The 14,684-nt window shown below is 59.9% G+C and carries 15 protein-coding genes; 2 read left to right on the top strand and 13 right to left on the bottom strand.

Annotated elements, in window-relative coordinates:
• Window positions 1-3 precede the first annotated feature (3 nt).
• The 5 genes from MKFW12EY_RS17065 to MKFW12EY_RS17045 are packed head-to-tail and all read right to left on the bottom strand — an operon-like array spanning window position 4 to window position 2,548.
• Window positions 4-546 carry a COG4648 family protein gene (locus MKFW12EY_RS17065; protein WP_054763394.1) on the bottom strand — a complete coding sequence of 181 codons (543 nt, stop codon included), beginning with the start codon at window positions 544-546 and terminating at the stop codon, window positions 4-6.
• A gap of 1 nt (window position 547) precedes the next feature.
• A complete protein-coding gene (locus MKFW12EY_RS17060; RefSeq protein WP_054763393.1) occupies window positions 548-796 on the bottom strand; it encodes an acyl carrier protein in 249 nt (82 codons plus the stop codon).
• Window positions 797-802: 6 nt separating this feature from the next.
• Window positions 803-1,060 carry a phosphopantetheine-binding protein gene (locus tag MKFW12EY_RS17055; protein WP_054763392.1) on the bottom strand — a complete coding sequence of 86 codons (258 nt, stop codon included), beginning with the start codon at window positions 1,058-1,060 and terminating at the stop codon, window positions 803-805.
• Window positions 1,047-1,835 (bottom strand): lysophospholipid acyltransferase family protein, encoded by a 789-nt coding sequence (locus tag MKFW12EY_RS17050; protein ID WP_221053440.1) that lies wholly within the window; start codon window positions 1,833-1,835, stop codon window positions 1,047-1,049. The genes MKFW12EY_RS17055 and MKFW12EY_RS17050 overlap by 14 nt, the downstream gene beginning before the upstream one ends.
• Window positions 1,820-2,548: a beta-ketoacyl synthase chain length factor gene (locus MKFW12EY_RS17045; RefSeq protein WP_221053439.1), complete on the bottom strand. Its 729-nt coding sequence runs from the start codon at window positions 2,546-2,548 to the stop codon at window positions 1,820-1,822. Before MKFW12EY_RS17045 ends, MKFW12EY_RS17050 begins: the two co-directional genes overlap by 16 nt.
• A 78-nt stretch (window positions 2,549-2,626) precedes the next feature.
• On the opposite strand from MKFW12EY_RS17045, the gene MKFW12EY_RS17040 reads away from it, so the two are divergent.
• Window positions 2,627-3,001 carry a hypothetical protein gene (locus tag MKFW12EY_RS17040; protein ID WP_221053438.1) on the top strand — a complete coding sequence of 125 codons (375 nt, stop codon included), beginning with the start codon at window positions 2,627-2,629 and terminating at the stop codon, window positions 2,999-3,001.
• Here MKFW12EY_RS17040 and MKFW12EY_RS17035 read toward each other — a convergent pair.
• Genes MKFW12EY_RS17035 through MKFW12EY_RS17015 form a run of 5 tightly spaced genes read right to left on the bottom strand, consistent with a single transcriptional unit; the run spans window position 2,958 to window position 7,995 of the window.
• Window positions 2,958-3,449 (bottom strand): hydrogenase maturation protease, encoded by a 492-nt coding sequence (locus tag MKFW12EY_RS17035; RefSeq protein ID WP_221053437.1) that lies wholly within the window; start codon window positions 3,447-3,449, stop codon window positions 2,958-2,960. The two genes, MKFW12EY_RS17040 and MKFW12EY_RS17035, sit on opposite strands and share 44 nt — an antisense overlap.
• The gene (locus tag MKFW12EY_RS17030) at window positions 3,449-4,954 is read right to left on the bottom strand and encodes a Ni/Fe hydrogenase subunit alpha (protein WP_221053436.1); all 1,506 of its coding nucleotides are present in this window, start codon (window positions 4,952-4,954) and stop codon (window positions 3,449-3,451) included. Before MKFW12EY_RS17030 ends, MKFW12EY_RS17035 begins: the two co-directional genes overlap by 1 nt.
• 12 nt (window positions 4,955-4,966) lie before the next feature.
• Entirely contained in the window at window positions 4,967-5,506 is a 540-nt protein-coding gene (locus MKFW12EY_RS17025; protein ID WP_064022531.1) for an NADH-quinone oxidoreductase subunit B family protein, read from the bottom strand.
• Window positions 5,496-6,212, bottom strand: a complete 717-nt coding sequence (locus MKFW12EY_RS17020) for a 2Fe-2S iron-sulfur cluster-binding protein (protein ID WP_054763390.1) — start codon at window positions 6,210-6,212, stop codon at window positions 5,496-5,498. The genes MKFW12EY_RS17025 and MKFW12EY_RS17020 overlap by 11 nt, the downstream gene beginning before the upstream one ends.
• 1 nt (window position 6,213) lies before the next feature.
• Window positions 6,214-7,995, bottom strand: a complete 1,782-nt coding sequence (locus MKFW12EY_RS17015; protein ID WP_221053435.1) for an NAD(P)H-dependent oxidoreductase subunit E — start codon at window positions 7,993-7,995, stop codon at window positions 6,214-6,216.
• Between the two features lie 295 nt (window positions 7,996-8,290).
• Here MKFW12EY_RS17015 and MKFW12EY_RS17010 point away from each other — a divergent pair, with 295 nt between their 5' ends.
• On the top strand, window positions 8,291-8,623 hold the full coding sequence (locus MKFW12EY_RS17010; protein WP_064022529.1) for a DMT family transporter: 333 nt from the start codon (window positions 8,291-8,293) through the stop codon (window positions 8,621-8,623).
• 31 nt (window positions 8,624-8,654) lie between these two features.
• On the opposite strand, the gene MKFW12EY_RS17005 is transcribed toward MKFW12EY_RS17010, so the two are convergent.
• From MKFW12EY_RS17005 to MKFW12EY_RS16995, 3 genes are all read right to left on the bottom strand, one after another.
• Window positions 8,655-9,278: an inorganic pyrophosphatase gene (locus MKFW12EY_RS17005; protein WP_054763226.1), complete on the bottom strand. Its 624-nt coding sequence runs from the start codon at window positions 9,276-9,278 to the stop codon at window positions 8,655-8,657.
• A 112-nt stretch (window positions 9,279-9,390) separates the two neighbouring features.
• The gene (locus MKFW12EY_RS17000; protein ID WP_054763227.1) at window positions 9,391-10,452 is read right to left on the bottom strand and encodes a hypothetical protein; all 1,062 of its coding nucleotides are present in this window, start codon (window positions 10,450-10,452) and stop codon (window positions 9,391-9,393) included.
• A gap of 81 nt (window positions 10,453-10,533) precedes the next feature.
• Window positions 10,534-14,661 carry an EAL domain-containing protein gene (locus tag MKFW12EY_RS16995; RefSeq protein WP_221053434.1) on the bottom strand — a complete coding sequence of 1,376 codons (4,128 nt, stop codon included), beginning with the start codon at window positions 14,659-14,661 and terminating at the stop codon, window positions 10,534-10,536.
• Window positions 14,662-14,684: the final 23 nt, after the last annotated feature.

Here is a 14,684-nt window from a genome sequence, read left to right as displayed (position 1 = left end):
ACTTTATTCCGGCTTCATCACGCGTTGCCGGAGCCAATACTCGCCGACAAACAGCAATCCCATCAGCAGATATGCGATCAGGCCGTTGTACAGGCTCCAGACCTGGAAACTGCTCCACAGCGCAGTGGCGGCGGCGATAGCGCCGTTGACGACAAAAAAAACGCACCAAATCTGGGTCACGCGCCGGGTATACAACACGCCTTGCGCCGGCAAATCGGGTTGCTGCAGCCGCGCCAGGCGTTCGACGATGGTGGGCGGATAAAACAGGCTGGCGGCGAAAATGGTGAGCATTGCCGCATTGACCAAGGCCGGATAAAAACGCAAGGCAATGGCCTGGTTGCTCCAGGCCGCGAAGCCGGCGTAGGCCACGCCGGCCAACAATAACGGTTTGCTCCAATCCGTGCGCAGCAAGGCCAAGCGCAACAGCAACATCGCAGCCAGCGCCAGCGCGATCAGCCGGGGTTGCAGGTACTGCAAACCGAAATACACTGCCGCCGGATACAAAGCGGTTAACAGACCGATCAGCGCATTCAAACCCCGCGCCATGTCAGTCCTGCATCAGGCGGTACACGGCCTCCACGACGTCGCCGATGCTGCGCGCGGTTTTAAAGTCCTCGGGTTTTACCATTTTGCCGGTCAACTCTTTCAGGCGCACGATCATATCGACCGCATCGATACTGTCGAAATCCAGGTCTTCGTAAAGCCGGGCTTCCGGCTTGATGCTGGCCGGGTCCATTTCGAACATCTCCACCATGATGTCTTGGATGGCGGCCAAAATTTGTTCACGATTTTTCATAAGGTATTAACTGCGCGCGGAATCGATAAATTGAGCCAGAGCCGCCACCGATGCAAAGATCTGCGCCACGTCGTCCTGCTCGGCGTCGATTTTAACCCGGTATTGCTTGCGTATCGCTACGCCCAGTTCCAGCGCGTCGATGGAATCCAGTCCCAGTCCGGCGTTAAACAGCGGTGCCGAGCTGTCGATGTCGTCGGGAGCGACGTCTTCCAAAGCCAGGGTATCGACGATCAGGCGCTTTAATTCAGATTCAGTGTTGCTCATAGCGTAGGCGTTGTTCGGTAAAGTAATCCAATAAAGACTGGGTCAACCGGCGCACCGCAATCGAATGCGGTTGCATTTGCCGGTAAGGGGCAAGATCGATGTCGTCGCCGACCTGCATCCGCAAATGAAACCGCCGCGGCGGGATGCGGTACCAGGCCAGGTTTTTGGTCAGCGTGCTGGGGGTGCAGGTCAACGTCACCGGCGTCAGCACGCAGTCGGCGGCCAGAGCAATCGCCGCGGCGCCGCGCTGGAAGCGGTAGGCTTGGCCCGGCACCGTGCGGGTGCCTTCCGGGAATACGATCAGGCCGCCGCCGCCGTTCAGCCAGGCTGCGCAATCTTCTATCATGGTTGCCGAGTCGGCGTTGCTGATGTAGCCGGCATTCAGGATCGAACCGCGCATGGCCGGATTGCGCCACAGGCTGGCCTTGACGATGCAACTGGCTTGTTCGATGCGGCTGAGCAGAAACACCACGTCCACCAGCGTCGGATGGTTGGCGACGACCAGTTGGCCGGGGCGGTTCAGTTTTTCGCCGCCGCAGATTTGGTAACTCATCACGCCCAGTCTGTGCATCAAGCCGATGAAGGCATAGAAACTCAGATGCACCATGGTTTGCGCCCGACAGGCTTTTCGGCGGCGGTCGCCGGGCGCCAGCGCCAGCAACGGGAACACCACCAGCCACAACAGTACGCCGCCGATGCCGAAACAGGCGAAACTGATTGCGGTCGCGGTTAGCCGCCAAAGGTAGTCGATGTTGTGAATCAGAGTTTTCGCCATTGCCACCCGCGGCCGCCGTTGCCCAAATCCAAATGGCTTCGGTCGCCGGCCAGGAATTCGATAAAGGCCGGCAATTGTAGCGGCTGCTCGCCGTCCTGACGAGTCGAGTCTGCCGGCGCAAACGCCAACGCCAGCCCCGGCCCGTCCAGCGCCAGCCGCAATGCCGCCGCACAAGGGTAGGCTAATGAACTGGCGTAACCGGGCGTCGGAAAAAAATTCGGCAGCACTGTATCGTAAAACACCAACAACACTTCGTCGTGGCCGGAGTGCAACAAGCCCAGGGCTTCGATAAAGCCGGGGCCAAGCCCGGCTGCGGCCGGTGCCAGGCAATTGATTTCCAGTTGGTTGGCGTAGGCGATCGAATACAGGCCGGCAATCGCATTGTGCACCGACAAACTGAAGGCGGTTGGCGACAATTCCTCGCCGTCCTGTAAGTCTTGCAGCATGTCCAGGCAACTGCCGATCTCGCCGTGCGACGAACTGAACACGGCAGCAAGCCGTTCGCCGGGCGCCAGGCATTGCTCGATGACGAAAAACGCCGCCCGCGCCAGAGGGCTGAGCCGACGTTGCAGTGGCTTAGGCGTGTATTGCAGCGCAGGCGGCGCCTGATCTTCCGCCGGCCGCCGGCCGGCCGCCGGGGATTGCCAGTCGGTCTGGTCCAGCAAGCCCGGCGCCCAGGCGCTCCAACGGCGAAGAATGAAGGGGTGGGCCATAGTGCGGAAGACAGGTAGACGCTGGCGCCGTAGCGGCGGGGCGCCAATTATAGCGGAAGCGCAGGATCGAAATAAAAGGTGAACGCCTTGATGCAAGGTATGGACATCGACGCGGTGTATTGCCAGCCCAATACCGGTAAGAAAATGCCAGGGCACGGGATTTATCCTTACTTGCTGTTCGGCATCACCGTTGACCGGGCTCGTCAGGTGTGGACCTTGGACGAGACCTATATTCCGATCGGTAAAGGCTTCGCGTACCTGATTGCTGTAGCCGATTGGGTCAATCGCAAAGTTCTGGCCGCATCAGGCGTATTACGAGTTACTGTCAATCGTTACAAAGGCAGCCTAACCAACAGCAGGGATTTCACGTTAATTTTGGATTCTACTGTTCAAACGATTGGGGAGCACTTCAGTCCGGCATGCGGGCCGAGGCAGCGGCGGAAGCGGCGATAGCGGCCGGTGTGCCTTGTAACAGCGCCCGCGCAAAGCGGGTGGTGGCGGCCAAATTGGTTTGGGCCGCCGGGCTCAACGCTGCGCCCAGTTCGAAACTAAGGCCGCCGATGCCGAGCAGGTAAGCCGGTGGCGGTTCGCCGTGGAGCGAGCGGTACACGCCCAGCAGTGCGGCCGGACTCAGGGCGTGGGTGGTATGGCTGAGGGACGCTGTCGGCGTCAGTCGGGTGAATTGGAAAGTCACGTCGCGCACCGACGCATCGGCAAAAATGACACATTGCCGGCCTTGCAAGTCCAGCGTGTGTTCGATGTGCAGTTGAAAGTCGACGATGCATTCAACGGTTTGCGGATCGAGCTGGTCCGCCAGCGCGTCGAGCAATAGCGGCCCCAAGGCGTCGTCACCCCGGCTCGGGTTACCGCAGGCCAGCAACAATATCGGCGTGACCGCCATCAACCGGCGTCGCCGCGGGCGAATTCGCCGTTGCCGTGCCGGGTCAAGCGATCGACGACCTGGCCGGCGGCATCGACCAATTCCACCTGCAGCGGCATCTTGCCGACCGCATGCGTGGCGCAGGACAGGCAGGGATCGTAAGCGCGGATCGCCACTTCCAACTGGTTCAGCAGCGGTTCGGTCAATTCCCGTCCCGACAGGTATGCGGCGGCGACCTGGCGCACCGACTCGTTCATGCCGGTGTTGTTGCTGGTGGTGGACACGATCAGATTGGCTTTGGTGACGATGTCGTTGTCGTCGATTTGGTAATGGTGGAACAAGGTGCCGCGCGGCGCTTCGATGACGCCGATGCCTTCGTAACGTTTGCTGCCCTGGGCTACCAGTTCGCCACTGAGCAAATCCGGGTCGTGCAACAAAGCTTGAATGCTTTCGGCGCAGTGCAGCAGTTCGATCATCCGCGCCCAGTGGAAGGCCAGCGTGCTGTGTACTAACCCCTGGTCGGCCAGCTGTTGTTTGAACTCGACCCGCGCCGCCTCGGCCAACGGTGTGTCGATAAAGTCGCAGTTGTTGATTCTGGCCAGCGGCCCGACCCGGTACCAGCCATCGGCCTTGCCCAGCGCGGTCAGGTAAGGAAATTTCATGTAAGTCCAGGAACGGACTTCCTCGCGGATCAATTCCGGGTAGGCGCAATAATCGTAATGGTCGAACAGCGTCGCGCCGTCGGCATTTTTGGCGCGAATGCCGCCATGGTAAAGCTCCAGCGCGCCGTCGGCTTTAACCAGGCTCAGGTAATTGCTGCGGATTGTGGCGAAGGCGTCGTTGAAGGCCCGGTCGGCGCCGTGCACCCGTTTGATTAGGGCCACCGCGGCCTGCGCCCAGTCGACGATTTGGCCGATGTCCTGCAGCAGATAATCGCGCTCTTCGCGGCTCAGCGCCTTGTTCATACCGCCCGGAATCGCGCCGGTGCCGTGCACCCGTTTGCCGGACACCATCCGGATCACTTCCTGGCCGTATTTGCGCAACTTGACGCCCTGCAGGCCGATATCGGGATAGTCGGCCAGCACTGCAACGACGCTGCGCTTGCCGATTTCGCTATCGAAACCGAACAGCAAATCCGGGCTGGATAGATAAAAAAAGTGCAGCGCATGCGATTGCAGCACCTGGCCGAAGTGCAGCAGGCGGCGTAATTTGTCGGCGGCTGGCGGCAAATCGGCCGGATCGATGCCGACCAGTTGGTCGATGGCCTTGGCCGCGGCCAGATGGTGGCTGACCGGACAGATGCCGCACAAGCGTTGCACCAGCACCGGCAACTCCCAATAGGGCCGGCCCTGGATGAATTTTTCGAAGCCGCGAAACTCGACGATGTGCAGCCGGGCTTGCTGCACCCGGTTCTCGGCATCCAGCAACAAGGTGACTTTACCGTGGCCTTCGACGCGGGATACCGGATCGACGACGACCCGCTTCAGGCCGGCGGGATTGGCGGCGGTTTCCAGATGTTCGTACATAAGGGGTCCTTATCAGTCGTAATGCACCAGTTCGTAGGGCAATTTCGGTTCGCGGCCTGCGATCAGCGCGCTCAGGAAGGTCCAGAACACGTCGGCCGACGGCGGGCAGCCGGGCATAAAGTAATCTACTTTGACGATTTCATGGATCGGATGCACTTTGTCCAGCAACAACGGCAATTCCGGATCGCTGGGGATTTGCGGGTTGTCGATGCCGATACCGTCGCGGTAGGCCTCCAGCAGACATTCTTCGACCGAAACGAAGTTTCTTAACGCGGGCAGGCCGCCGTTGATGGCGCAGGCGCCGACCGCGACCAGGGTTTTGCAGTTTTTGCGGAACTCGCGCAACACATGTACGTTTTCCGAATTGCAAACGCCGCCTTCGATCAGGCCGATATCGCACGGCCCGCAATGTTCGATGTCGGTCAGCGGCGAGCGGTCGAATTCGACCACTTCCGCCAACTCGGTAATCCGCTCGTCGATATCCAGAAACGACATATGGCAACCGAAGCAGCCGGCCAGCGAGGTGGTGGCGATTTTGATTTTAGCGCTCATGGCTGTCTTCCTTGCCCAGCGCCAGTTCGCTGATCGGCTGCCGGTCGTACCAGCGCTCGCCGATCGGTACTTGGTAGCCGGTGCGTTTGACCAGAATCGCCCCGGTCGGGCAAACCTGGGTTGCCTGGTCGTCGATGCTGATGTCGCTGTCTTTGAGCTGGCCGCTGGCCGAATTGACGATCAACCGCTTATTGATGCCGCGCCCGGCGATGGCGAACACGTTCTTGCCGTCGTGATCGCGGCTGGCCCGCACGCACAAGTTGCAGAAAATGCAGCGGTTATGATCCAGCAAAATATCCGGATGCGAGGCATCCACTTGCCGTTGCGGGTAGAAATGCGGGTAATGATTGTCCAGCATCCGCAGGTGGTAGGCCACGCCTTGCAGTTGGCAATTGCCGGATTTTTCGCAGGACGGGCAGAAATGGTTGCCTTCAACGAACAGCATCTGGGTCAGGCGCAGCCGGTCCTGTTGCAGTTCTGGGGTGTCGCTGACCACGTTCTGGTCGGCTGCGGCCGGATAGGTGCAGGCCGAAGTTTTACGGCCGTTGACGAACACCGTACACAGTTTGCAACTGCCGTGCGGCGCGTAGCCCGGCTTGTGGCACAGGTGAGGGATGTAGATGCCGGCGCAACGCGCGGCTTCGATCACGCTCTGGCCTGCCGCGAACGGAATGGTCTTGCCGTCTATGGTCAGCGTGCCGCTCATATCAGTTCTCCACTTGATTCAAATGCGCCGCCGGGTCCTCGCGCTGCGCCAGGCGGCGGGCCGCTGCCAAGGTTGCATCCAGATCGAAAGCCGGCGCGAACTCTTGGTATTGCAGTTGTTGTAAATACAGCTCCGGATAGCTGAGCAGCGTGGTCAATATCGGATTGGCGGCCGATTCGCCCAAGCCGCAGTGGCTATTGTTTTTAACGACCTCGCACAACGCGCTGAGTTCTGTCAGGTCTTCGGCGGCGCCGAGGCCGTCGGCAATTTTAGCCAACTGGTTTTTCAGCAACGAAGTGCCGACCCGGCATGGCGTGCAGAAGCCGCAACTCTCGTGAGCGAAAAAATCGGTAAAGTTTTGGGCGATGGCGAAAAGGTTGCGCGAACGGTTGAACACCATGAACGAACCGGCCGTCGACAGGTCTTCGAACGCCACCACCCGATCCAGTTCCCGGTTCGAGATAAAGGTGCCGGACGGGCCGCCGACTTGCACGCCCATCACGTCCTCGGCGCCGCACTCTTGCAGAATGGTGCGGACCGGCGTGCCGAACGGGTATTCGTAAATGCCCGGCCGTTGGCAGTCGCCGCTGATGCTGAGCAGTTTGGTGCCGGTCGATTGCGGCGTGCCGACCGCAGCGAACCACTGACCGCCTTGGATGGCGATATGGGTGGCGGCGAAAAAGGTTTCCACGTTATCGACCACGGTGGGTTTGCGCTGGTAGCCGCAGACCACCGAATTGGGCGGCTTGGTGCGCGGGATGCCAGGCTTGCCTTCCAACGACTCGATTTGCGCCGAAGCCTCGCCGCAAATGTAGGCGCCGGCGCCCATGCGGATTTCGATGTCGAAATCGAAGCCGTCGCGGCCCAGGATGGCCTGGCCCAGCAAGCCTTGCTCGCGCCGCGCCTGCAGCACGGCCAGCAGCTTGTCGCGCAGAAACAGGTATTCCGCCCGTAGGTAAATCAGGCCGTGGTTGGAGCCGATAATCGCGGCGCACACGGTCATGCCTTCGAACACTTGGTCCGGGTAAAGGTCGAGCAGCATGCGGTCTTTGAAGGTGCCCGGTTCGCCCTCGTCGGCATTGCAAATCACGTAGCGCGGCGTGGCGGCTTGCTGCGCGCAGCTGCGCCACTTCAATGCGGTTTTAAACCCGGCGCCGCCGCGGCCGCGCAAATGCGAGGCATCCAGTTCGGCCAGAGTTTCGGCGAGGCCGCGGGCGAAACTGGCTTGGATCGCCGCGCCGTTTACGAAGGCTTGGTTTAGCAGCAGGTCCGGCCGGCAAATCGGTTCTTCGACGCGAAACATCTCGGTTGGCCACGCGTTCAGCGGCACTTGCTTTTCGATCAGCGCCGCCAGCGCATCGATTTTGGCCGGGGTCAGGCGCGGCAGCGGGTAGCCGTTTACCAAGCCGGCCGGCCCCTGGTCGCACATGCCGGTGCAGGCCGTGCGGTTCAGGCTGACCAGGCCGTCGCCGCGCACGCCGCCGACCGCGACTTGCAGCCGCGCGGCCAGCGCCTCGAGTACTTGCTGGTTGCCGAGCATGCGGTCGGTGATCGAATCGGCGATGTACAGTTCGTAGCGGCCTTGCGGCGCCAGATGCAGGAAGCTGTAAAACTCGGCCACCGCGATGATCTGCGTACGCGGAATTTGCAAGCCGACGGCGATCAACTCGATGGCCGGTTCCGGAATGTGGCGGAATTCGGCTTGCACCGCGCGTAAAACCTCCAGCAATCGGGCCGGCTGAAATTCGGCCTGCGCCAGAACCTTGTCTACAAAAGTTTTCATTGTCAGTTTTACTTCCTGTTAACGGCCATCGCGTGTGAAACGGGTTTGCCAGATCAAGGCCGGGTCCGGCGTCGCGGCAAGCGGGCGCTAACCCAGGTTGGCCCGACGGACAATTTATCGAAATCGGCGCCATTAATAAACCAGCGAATTCGGCAATAGACTATATGTCGGTTTGGAACTGCTGCGGCCTTTGCCTTCCGTATTGCTGCGCGCCATGCCGACCTGCTCGGCGTTGACCGGGCCAGCCAATTCGGGCTAATAATGTCGGGGACGTTCCATAAACAGGTAGGTGAATATGAACCCGTGGTTGTTATTAGCCGTGGCGATCGGCAGCGAGGTGGTGGCGACTTCGGCGCTGAAAGCCAGCGACGGTTTTACCCGGTTTTGGCCGGCGCTGATCGTGGTGGCCGGCTACGCGGTGTCTTTTTTCTGCCTATCGCTGGCCTTGCGCTCTATCCCGATCGGTATCGTCTACGCGGTCTGGGCCGGCGTCGGCATCGTTTTGATTGCGTCGCTGGGTTGGCTGTTGTTCGGCCAGCGCTTGGATATTCCGGCGCTGGCCGGCATGTTTCTGATCGTGTCAGGCGTGGTCGTGATCCGGGTGTTTTCCAAGGCCGCCAGCCTGTAAACCCTATATTGCCGGCCGAACCGGGCCCGGTTTATTCGTCGTCCTGGCAGCCGAAGTGGTATTGGTAATCGGCTATGGCTCGCTTGATCACTTCATGGGCTTCTTCGCGGTTGTAGACGTGGGTGATCTCGCAGACGTTCTTTTCGCTGGGCAAATGTTTGTAGGTCAGAAAATAATGTTTCAGCCGGTTGATGTAGGACTCCGGACAGTCCGACACGTCGCGCCATTGCCGGTAAAACTCGTCGCCTTTCATCACGGCGATGATCTTGTCGTCGGCCTCGCCACCGTCCAGCAGCCGGAAGCCGCCGATCGGAATCGCCTGCAGCAAAATGTCGCCGTGGGTCACGCTACGTTCGCTCAATACGCAAATATCCAGCGGGTCGCCGTCGCCCTTGGTCACTTCGCGGCCGGAACGGCTGGCGGCAAATTCGGCAATCCGTTCCGCACAATAACTGCGCGGAATGAAGCCGTATAGCGTCGGAATCATGTTGGAAAACTTCTGCGGCCGGTCGATCTTCAGGTAACCGCTTTCCTTATCGATTTCGTATTTGACCGTGTCCGACGGCACGATTTCGATGAAGGCCGTGACGATGTCCGGCGCATTGTCGCCGGGATGGATGCCGTGCCAGGGGTGTGCTTTGTGTTTAATGTTCATCAGGGTTTTGTGGCTAGGGGGAAACGGGTCGCCTGGCAGATTCGCCCGGATAGGGAGAATCTGCAGCCGGCGAATGTTGGTGCGGTTTGCCGATAAACCTGACCCGGCCGGCTTATTCGGCGGCGACGGTGGCCGGTTTGCGCTTCAAATCTTTATTCAGCCGCTGCAGGCGTTTGACCATCTCCTTTTTCATTTGCTCGCGGCCGATCGAATGTTTCAGGCTGCTGCCGATCCCGGCCACCTGGTCGGTGGAACTGCGGATCGAATAAAACACCAGGGTACCGTCTTGGTAGGGCAGGCCGCCGGCGACGACCTGGCTGGAGTTATAGGAATGGCCGACGTAAAACTGGCGGGAGATGACAATACCGCCGGTTTCGCCAACGGCGATGACGCGATGGTTCAAAATCGGCGTCGGCCGGTCTTCGACCCGGCGGTTCAACCAGATGAATTGCTCGGATGCGTTGCCCGGCAACGCGGCCGGATAGTTCAGCCAGGCTTGTTGCAGTTCCGGAAAATAACGGGCCCAGGCCTTGCTGTTGACCGCATCGGTGCGCAATTCGGCGGCCGGATCGGCGCTGCCGCCATCGCGGGCGTATGGGGCTATGCCGTTCAGGCCGTTTTTCTTGTACGCCGACAAACGCTGCAGCAAGAATTCGCGGTACTTCTGGTTTGCCGTTTTCAACAGCGTCTTGTCGTCGGCGTCTTCCAGTTCTGCTTGCAGGCTTTTCAAGCTGGCCAATTCGGCGTTGGAAAGATTGAATTCGTCGCCGGCTTCGGCGGCCAGAAAGGCTTTGGCTTCGTCGAGTTGTTTGTCGGTGTAGGCGAATTTTTTAAAGCTGTCGCTGCTCGGGTTCGGGCCGAGCGTGGCGCTGGCTACGATGTCGCTTTCGATCGCATTCATATGGCCTTTTTTGATGTAATCGGCAATCTGCGCCAACGGCACCGGCAACAGCATCGCCACGCCTATCGCCAATTCTTTTTGGCTGGTTTCGCTGACGTCGTAACCGACGATTTCGCCGCGTTGCAACTGGACGATCTGTTCGGCGCCGATACCGAAACTCTGCAAGGCCTGTTGCGGGGACGGCGCATCCTGGGCCGCAGCCGGTGCGGCAACCAGAAAACTGGCCAGTAGCGTTACGGCAACGACTGGCGTTTTGATCGGAATAATCGGCATGTAAGCTCCTTTGCGGCCGGGCGCCGGGTTGCCGCCCGTTTCTGCGCTAAGTGTCGGCCATCGGCCGCAGTTTGACAACCGTCAATCGCGGCGTTGTTCGCCGCCGAACAATTTGGCGATGCTGGAATCGGCGCGGGCGGCGGGCGCTGTTTGCCCGGCCAACAGGTTGGTGCCGAACAGGTGCACGAATTCTGCGGCCGCTAACGGTTTGGAAAACAGGTAGCCCTGGCCGAAATCGCAACCGGCTGCGCGCAACAGCTCCATTTGTGTTTGGGTCTCGATGCCCTCGGCGACCACTTTCAGGCCCAGTTTGTGGGCCATCACGATGATCGCTTCGCACAGAATCAGGTCGCTGGTGTCCGAATCCAGGTTGCGCACGAAACTTTGGTCGATTTTCAGATAATCGATGTCGAATTTTTTAAGGTAAGACAGCGACGAATAACCGGTGCCGAAGTCGTCGATCGCCACCTGTACGCCGGCGTCGCGGTAGGCGTACAAATGGTCGCGGACCGCGTGGTCGGCATCCAGCAGCAGGCCCTCGGTGATTTCGATGACGATGGCCTGGCCGGCCAGCCCCAGCGATTGCATATAAGCCAGCCATTGGCTGTCGCCGCGGTTGTGGCGGGCGAATTGCACCGGCGATTTGTTGACGCTGATTTTGAAATCCGGCGCATGGCTCGCGCGCCAGAGGGCAATTTGTTGGGCGGCGACGCGGAACACCCAGTCGCCGATGTCGACGATCAGGCCGGTTTCTTCGGCCAACGGAATGAACTCGGCCGGACTGACCATGCCGCGCTTGGGATGGTGCCAGCGCAACAGCGCTTCGGCTTTGTGCATGAAACCGGTGGCCAGGTCCACCACCGGTTGGTAGTTCAATTCGAATTCGCCGTTGACCAAGGCTAGGCGCAGATCGTTGGTCAGCCGCATCCGGTTTTGTGCGACTTGTTCCATTTCGGCGGTGAAGTAGCTGTAGCGGTTGCGTCCCTGCTGCTTGGCGTTGTACATGGCCTGGTCGGCGTTTTTCATCAATTGCTCGGGAGTCGCAGCGTCCTGCGGATACAGGGTGATGCCGATACTGACCGAGATATAGGCCAATTCCTCGCCGAGGCGGAACGGTTCGCTGAGGCTGTGCAGAATCGCCTGCGCCACCCGGTCGGTATCGGATTCCGATTCCAGTTCGCCGAGGATGATGGTGAACTCGTCGCCGCCTAGGCGCGCCACCGTATCGACTTCGCGGACGCAGCCGAGCAGGCGATTGGCGGCTTCTTTCAGCAGCACGTCGCCCATGCCGTGGCCCAAGGTGTCGTTGATTTCCTTGAACCGGTCCAGGTCCAGCAGCATCACCGCCAGGCTGTTGCGGTCGCGCGCGGCTTTTTTGATTTCCTGGTTCAGCCGGTCCTGGAACATGCGGCGGTTGGCCAGATCGGTCAGCGGATCGAAATTGGCCTGGCGCCAGATGGCTTGCTCGATGTGCTTTTGCTCGGTGATTTCCGAGAACATCGCTACCCGCCGCTCCAGTTCGCCGCGTTCGCTATAGATACTGTTGATTACCAGCCATTCGTGGTAAATCTCGCCGTTCTTGCGTTTATTCCAGATTTCGCCTTGCCAGTGGCCGGTTTGCATTAGCGAATGCCACATATGCTGGTAGAAATCCGGGCCGTGGCGGCCGGATTTCAAAATATCGGTGGATTTGCCGACCACTTCCTCCTCGGTATATCCGGTCAGTTGGGTGAAGGCGTCGTTGATCGCTAGAATCCGGTTGTCGGCGTCGGCCACCATCACCGCTTCGCCGATGGCTTTGTGGATCATTGCCATCAATTGCATATCCCGTTCCAGCCGTTTGCGTTCGCTGATGTCGTGTACCGAAACCAAGACGGTGCGCTGATTGTTGACCTCGAGCGGATTCAGACTGATTTCGACCGGGAACTGGCTGCCGTCGGCACGCAGCGCCCACAGTAAGCGGTTCGCGCTCATCGGCCGGGCTTTGTCTTCGCGCATGAATTTTTCGCGCAACGCGGCATGGTTCAGGCTGGCCGGAAACGGCACCAAATCGTCGACGTTACAGCCGAGCAAACCATCGAGCGTGTAGCGGAAAACCGTCGCCGCCGGTTGGTTGGCGAGCAGGATGGAGCCGTCGGCGGCGACCAGCAGTGTCGGTTCCGGTGAGCCCCTGACGATTCTTTCCATTTGCAGCCATTGCAATTGCTTGCGTTCGGAGATATCGGTCTGGGTGCCGATCATGCGCAACGCCTTGCCGTTGGCGTCGCGCTCGATGACCAAGCCGCGGGTCAGGATCCAGCGCCAACCGTCGCCGAAGCGGACCCGGTGCTCGTTGCTGAAGCGTTCGCTCAAATTGTCCAGATGCGTTTGTAAATCGGCCATCAGTTTCGGACTGTCTTCCGGATGGATCGTGGTTTCCCATTCGCGGAAATTGTTGCGGCTGTCCTGTTCGCTGAAGTTCAGAATCTCCATGCAGCGCGGCGACAAAAACACTTTGCCGCTGGTCAGATCCCAATCCCAGACGCCGTCGCCGCCGCTTTCCAGTGCAAATTTCCAGCGGCGTTCGCTTTCCTTGATCAACTTTTCGGCGGCCTTGCGTTCGCTGATGTCGGTAGAAATGCCGCACACTGCGTAAAGGTCGCCTTCGGGATTGAGTAGCGGAAACTTGTGCGACAGGTAAATGTGTTCGGTTCCGTCGCGATGCTGGATGGTTTCTTCGAATATCAAGGGCTGCCGGGTTTGCTGCACCATGCGGTCGTTGTTGCGCAAAGTCTGGGCGATGTCGGCCGGGAACAGATCGTTGTCGCAACGGCCGCGGATATCGGCTTCGTTCATCCCGAAGATAGCGGCGAATTGGCGGTTGACCATTTGGTAAATGCCGTCCCGCCCCTTTGTGAAAATCACGGTCGGGGTGTTGTCCAATATGCTTTTGAAACGCGCTTCCGAGGCCGACAGCGATTGGCCGAACTGGATTTGAGACGATTCGTCCTTGACCAATTCCAGTACGCCGACAATGCTATTGTCCGCGTCGCGTAGCGGCGTCTGCACCGAACTGAGCCAGCGACCGTCTGTGGACTGGAACGGTGCGTGGTGGACGGTTTCGCCTTGCAGTGCGCGGGTTATCCCGGCCGGAATCTCGGTGCGCGCCAGCCACGGGAATATTTCCAGCGGCGTTCGGCCCAGGCAGTCGGCTTCCGTGATGCCGGTCATGGCTTGCATGAAACGGTTCCAGAGTTTGAAGCGGCCGTGCTCGTCGTAGACGATTACGCCTTCCAGCAGCGACTCCAGAATCTGCCGGTTGAATTCGCCCAGCGATTTGGCGGCCCGCTCGGCGCGTTGGTGGTTTTCGATGGCTAAAGCCAACAGGATGCCCAGCACGGCGGTGATCAATAAGTACGACCATTCCAGGTACAGGCCGCTATGCGGGTCGGTATCCGCGAAATAGCCGATGCCCAGTGCGACACTGAATGCCGCTTGCAGCGCCATTGCCGCAACCAACGGCAACACGCCGGGCAGGCCGAAATTCAACGCGCCGTAACCGATGAAGGCGAATAGGTAGAACGCTTTGCCGAAATCGCCGGGGTGCAGCGGCCAATGCAGAAAAATAATGTGGCCGGCCATAATGGCGGCGGCCAGATAAGCCGCGGCGTGGCCTAAGCGCCATGCGCTCCAGCCCGTGGCGGGCCGGTAGTGCCGCAGCAGCAGGATCGGGCTGGCGATGGCGATGCCGAGCACGTCCGCCAACCACCAGTTCAGCCAATTGTCCGCCCATTGTGCGGGCGGAACCAGCCCGAAAATCCGTAGTGTGGTAGCGCCGCAGAAGGCCGAGATGACCGAGGCCAGACCGCCGCACAGCACTAACCGTAAATAATCCTGCGGCGTCTGCAACCAGGTCGTCGCAGGGTTGTGCAGCAAAGCGTGGCCGGCCAGTGCCGATAGCGTCGCGCCGCCGGCGATGAAAAATGCCGCCGGTGCCGGGCAGCCGGCCCAAATATTGCCGGCCAGTGAGCCGGCGAAGACGGCGGGCCACCATTTTTTGCCGCCCAGCAATAAACCGCCCAAGGCAATGCCGCTGGCCGGCCAGATGACGGCAACCGCGCGGTGGAGCGTAAAAAAATCGAGTGCCAGTTTTGCTGCCAGCGCGTACGCCAGTGCCAGGCCGGTTGCCGCGGCCAGATTGCCGTTAAATGAGAGGGTTAGACGTTGCAAACAATTACCTTGGGTTAAAGCGA

This window comes from Methylomonas koyamae, from assembly GCF_019669905.1.
In the GTDB taxonomy this organism is placed as follows: domain Bacteria; phylum Pseudomonadota; class Gammaproteobacteria; order Methylococcales; family Methylomonadaceae; genus Methylomonas; species Methylomonas koyamae.
Note: the sequence above shows the minus strand (reverse complement) of the source record. Positions and strands in the feature narration are given on the sequence as shown.

Bases quoted from the DNA above. Each gene is read 5' to 3' on its own strand.
- MKFW12EY_RS17065 (WP_054763394.1), bottom strand. From the start codon at position 546: ATGGCGCGGGGTTTGAATGCGCTGATCGGTCTGTTAACCGCTTTGTAT.
- MKFW12EY_RS17060 (WP_054763393.1), bottom strand. From the start codon at position 796: ATGAAAAATCGTGAACAAATTTTGGCCGCCATCCAAGACATCATGGTG.
- MKFW12EY_RS17055 (WP_054763392.1), bottom strand. From the start codon at position 1,060: ATGAGCAACACTGAATCTGAATTAAAGCGCCTGATCGTCGATACCCTG.
- MKFW12EY_RS17050 (WP_221053440.1), bottom strand. From the start codon at position 1,835: ATGGCGAAAACTCTGATTCACAACATCGACTACCTTTGGCGGCTAACC.
- MKFW12EY_RS17045 (WP_221053439.1), bottom strand. From the start codon at position 2,548: ATGGCCCACCCCTTCATTCTTCGCCGTTGGAGCGCCTGGGCGCCGGGC.
- MKFW12EY_RS17035 (WP_221053437.1), bottom strand. From the start codon at position 3,449: ATGGCGGTCACGCCGATATTGTTGCTGGCCTGCGGTAACCCGAGCCGG.
- MKFW12EY_RS17030 (WP_221053436.1), bottom strand. From the start codon at position 4,954: ATGTACGAACATCTGGAAACCGCCGCCAATCCCGCCGGCCTGAAGCGG.
- MKFW12EY_RS17025 (WP_064022531.1), bottom strand. From the start codon at position 5,506: ATGAGCGCTAAAATCAAAATCGCCACCACCTCGCTGGCCGGCTGCTTC.
- MKFW12EY_RS17020 (WP_054763390.1), bottom strand. From the start codon at position 6,212: ATGAGCGGCACGCTGACCATAGACGGCAAGACCATTCCGTTCGCGGCA.
- MKFW12EY_RS17015 (WP_221053435.1), bottom strand. From the start codon at position 7,995: ATGAAAACTTTTGTAGACAAGGTTCTGGCGCAGGCCGAATTTCAGCCG.
- MKFW12EY_RS17010 (WP_064022529.1), top strand. From the start codon at position 8,291: ATGAACCCGTGGTTGTTATTAGCCGTGGCGATCGGCAGCGAGGTGGTG.
- MKFW12EY_RS17005 (WP_054763226.1), bottom strand. From the start codon at position 9,278: ATGAACATTAAACACAAAGCACACCCCTGGCACGGCATCCATCCCGGC.
- MKFW12EY_RS17000 (WP_054763227.1), bottom strand. From the start codon at position 10,452: ATGCCGATTATTCCGATCAAAACGCCAGTCGTTGCCGTAACGCTACTG.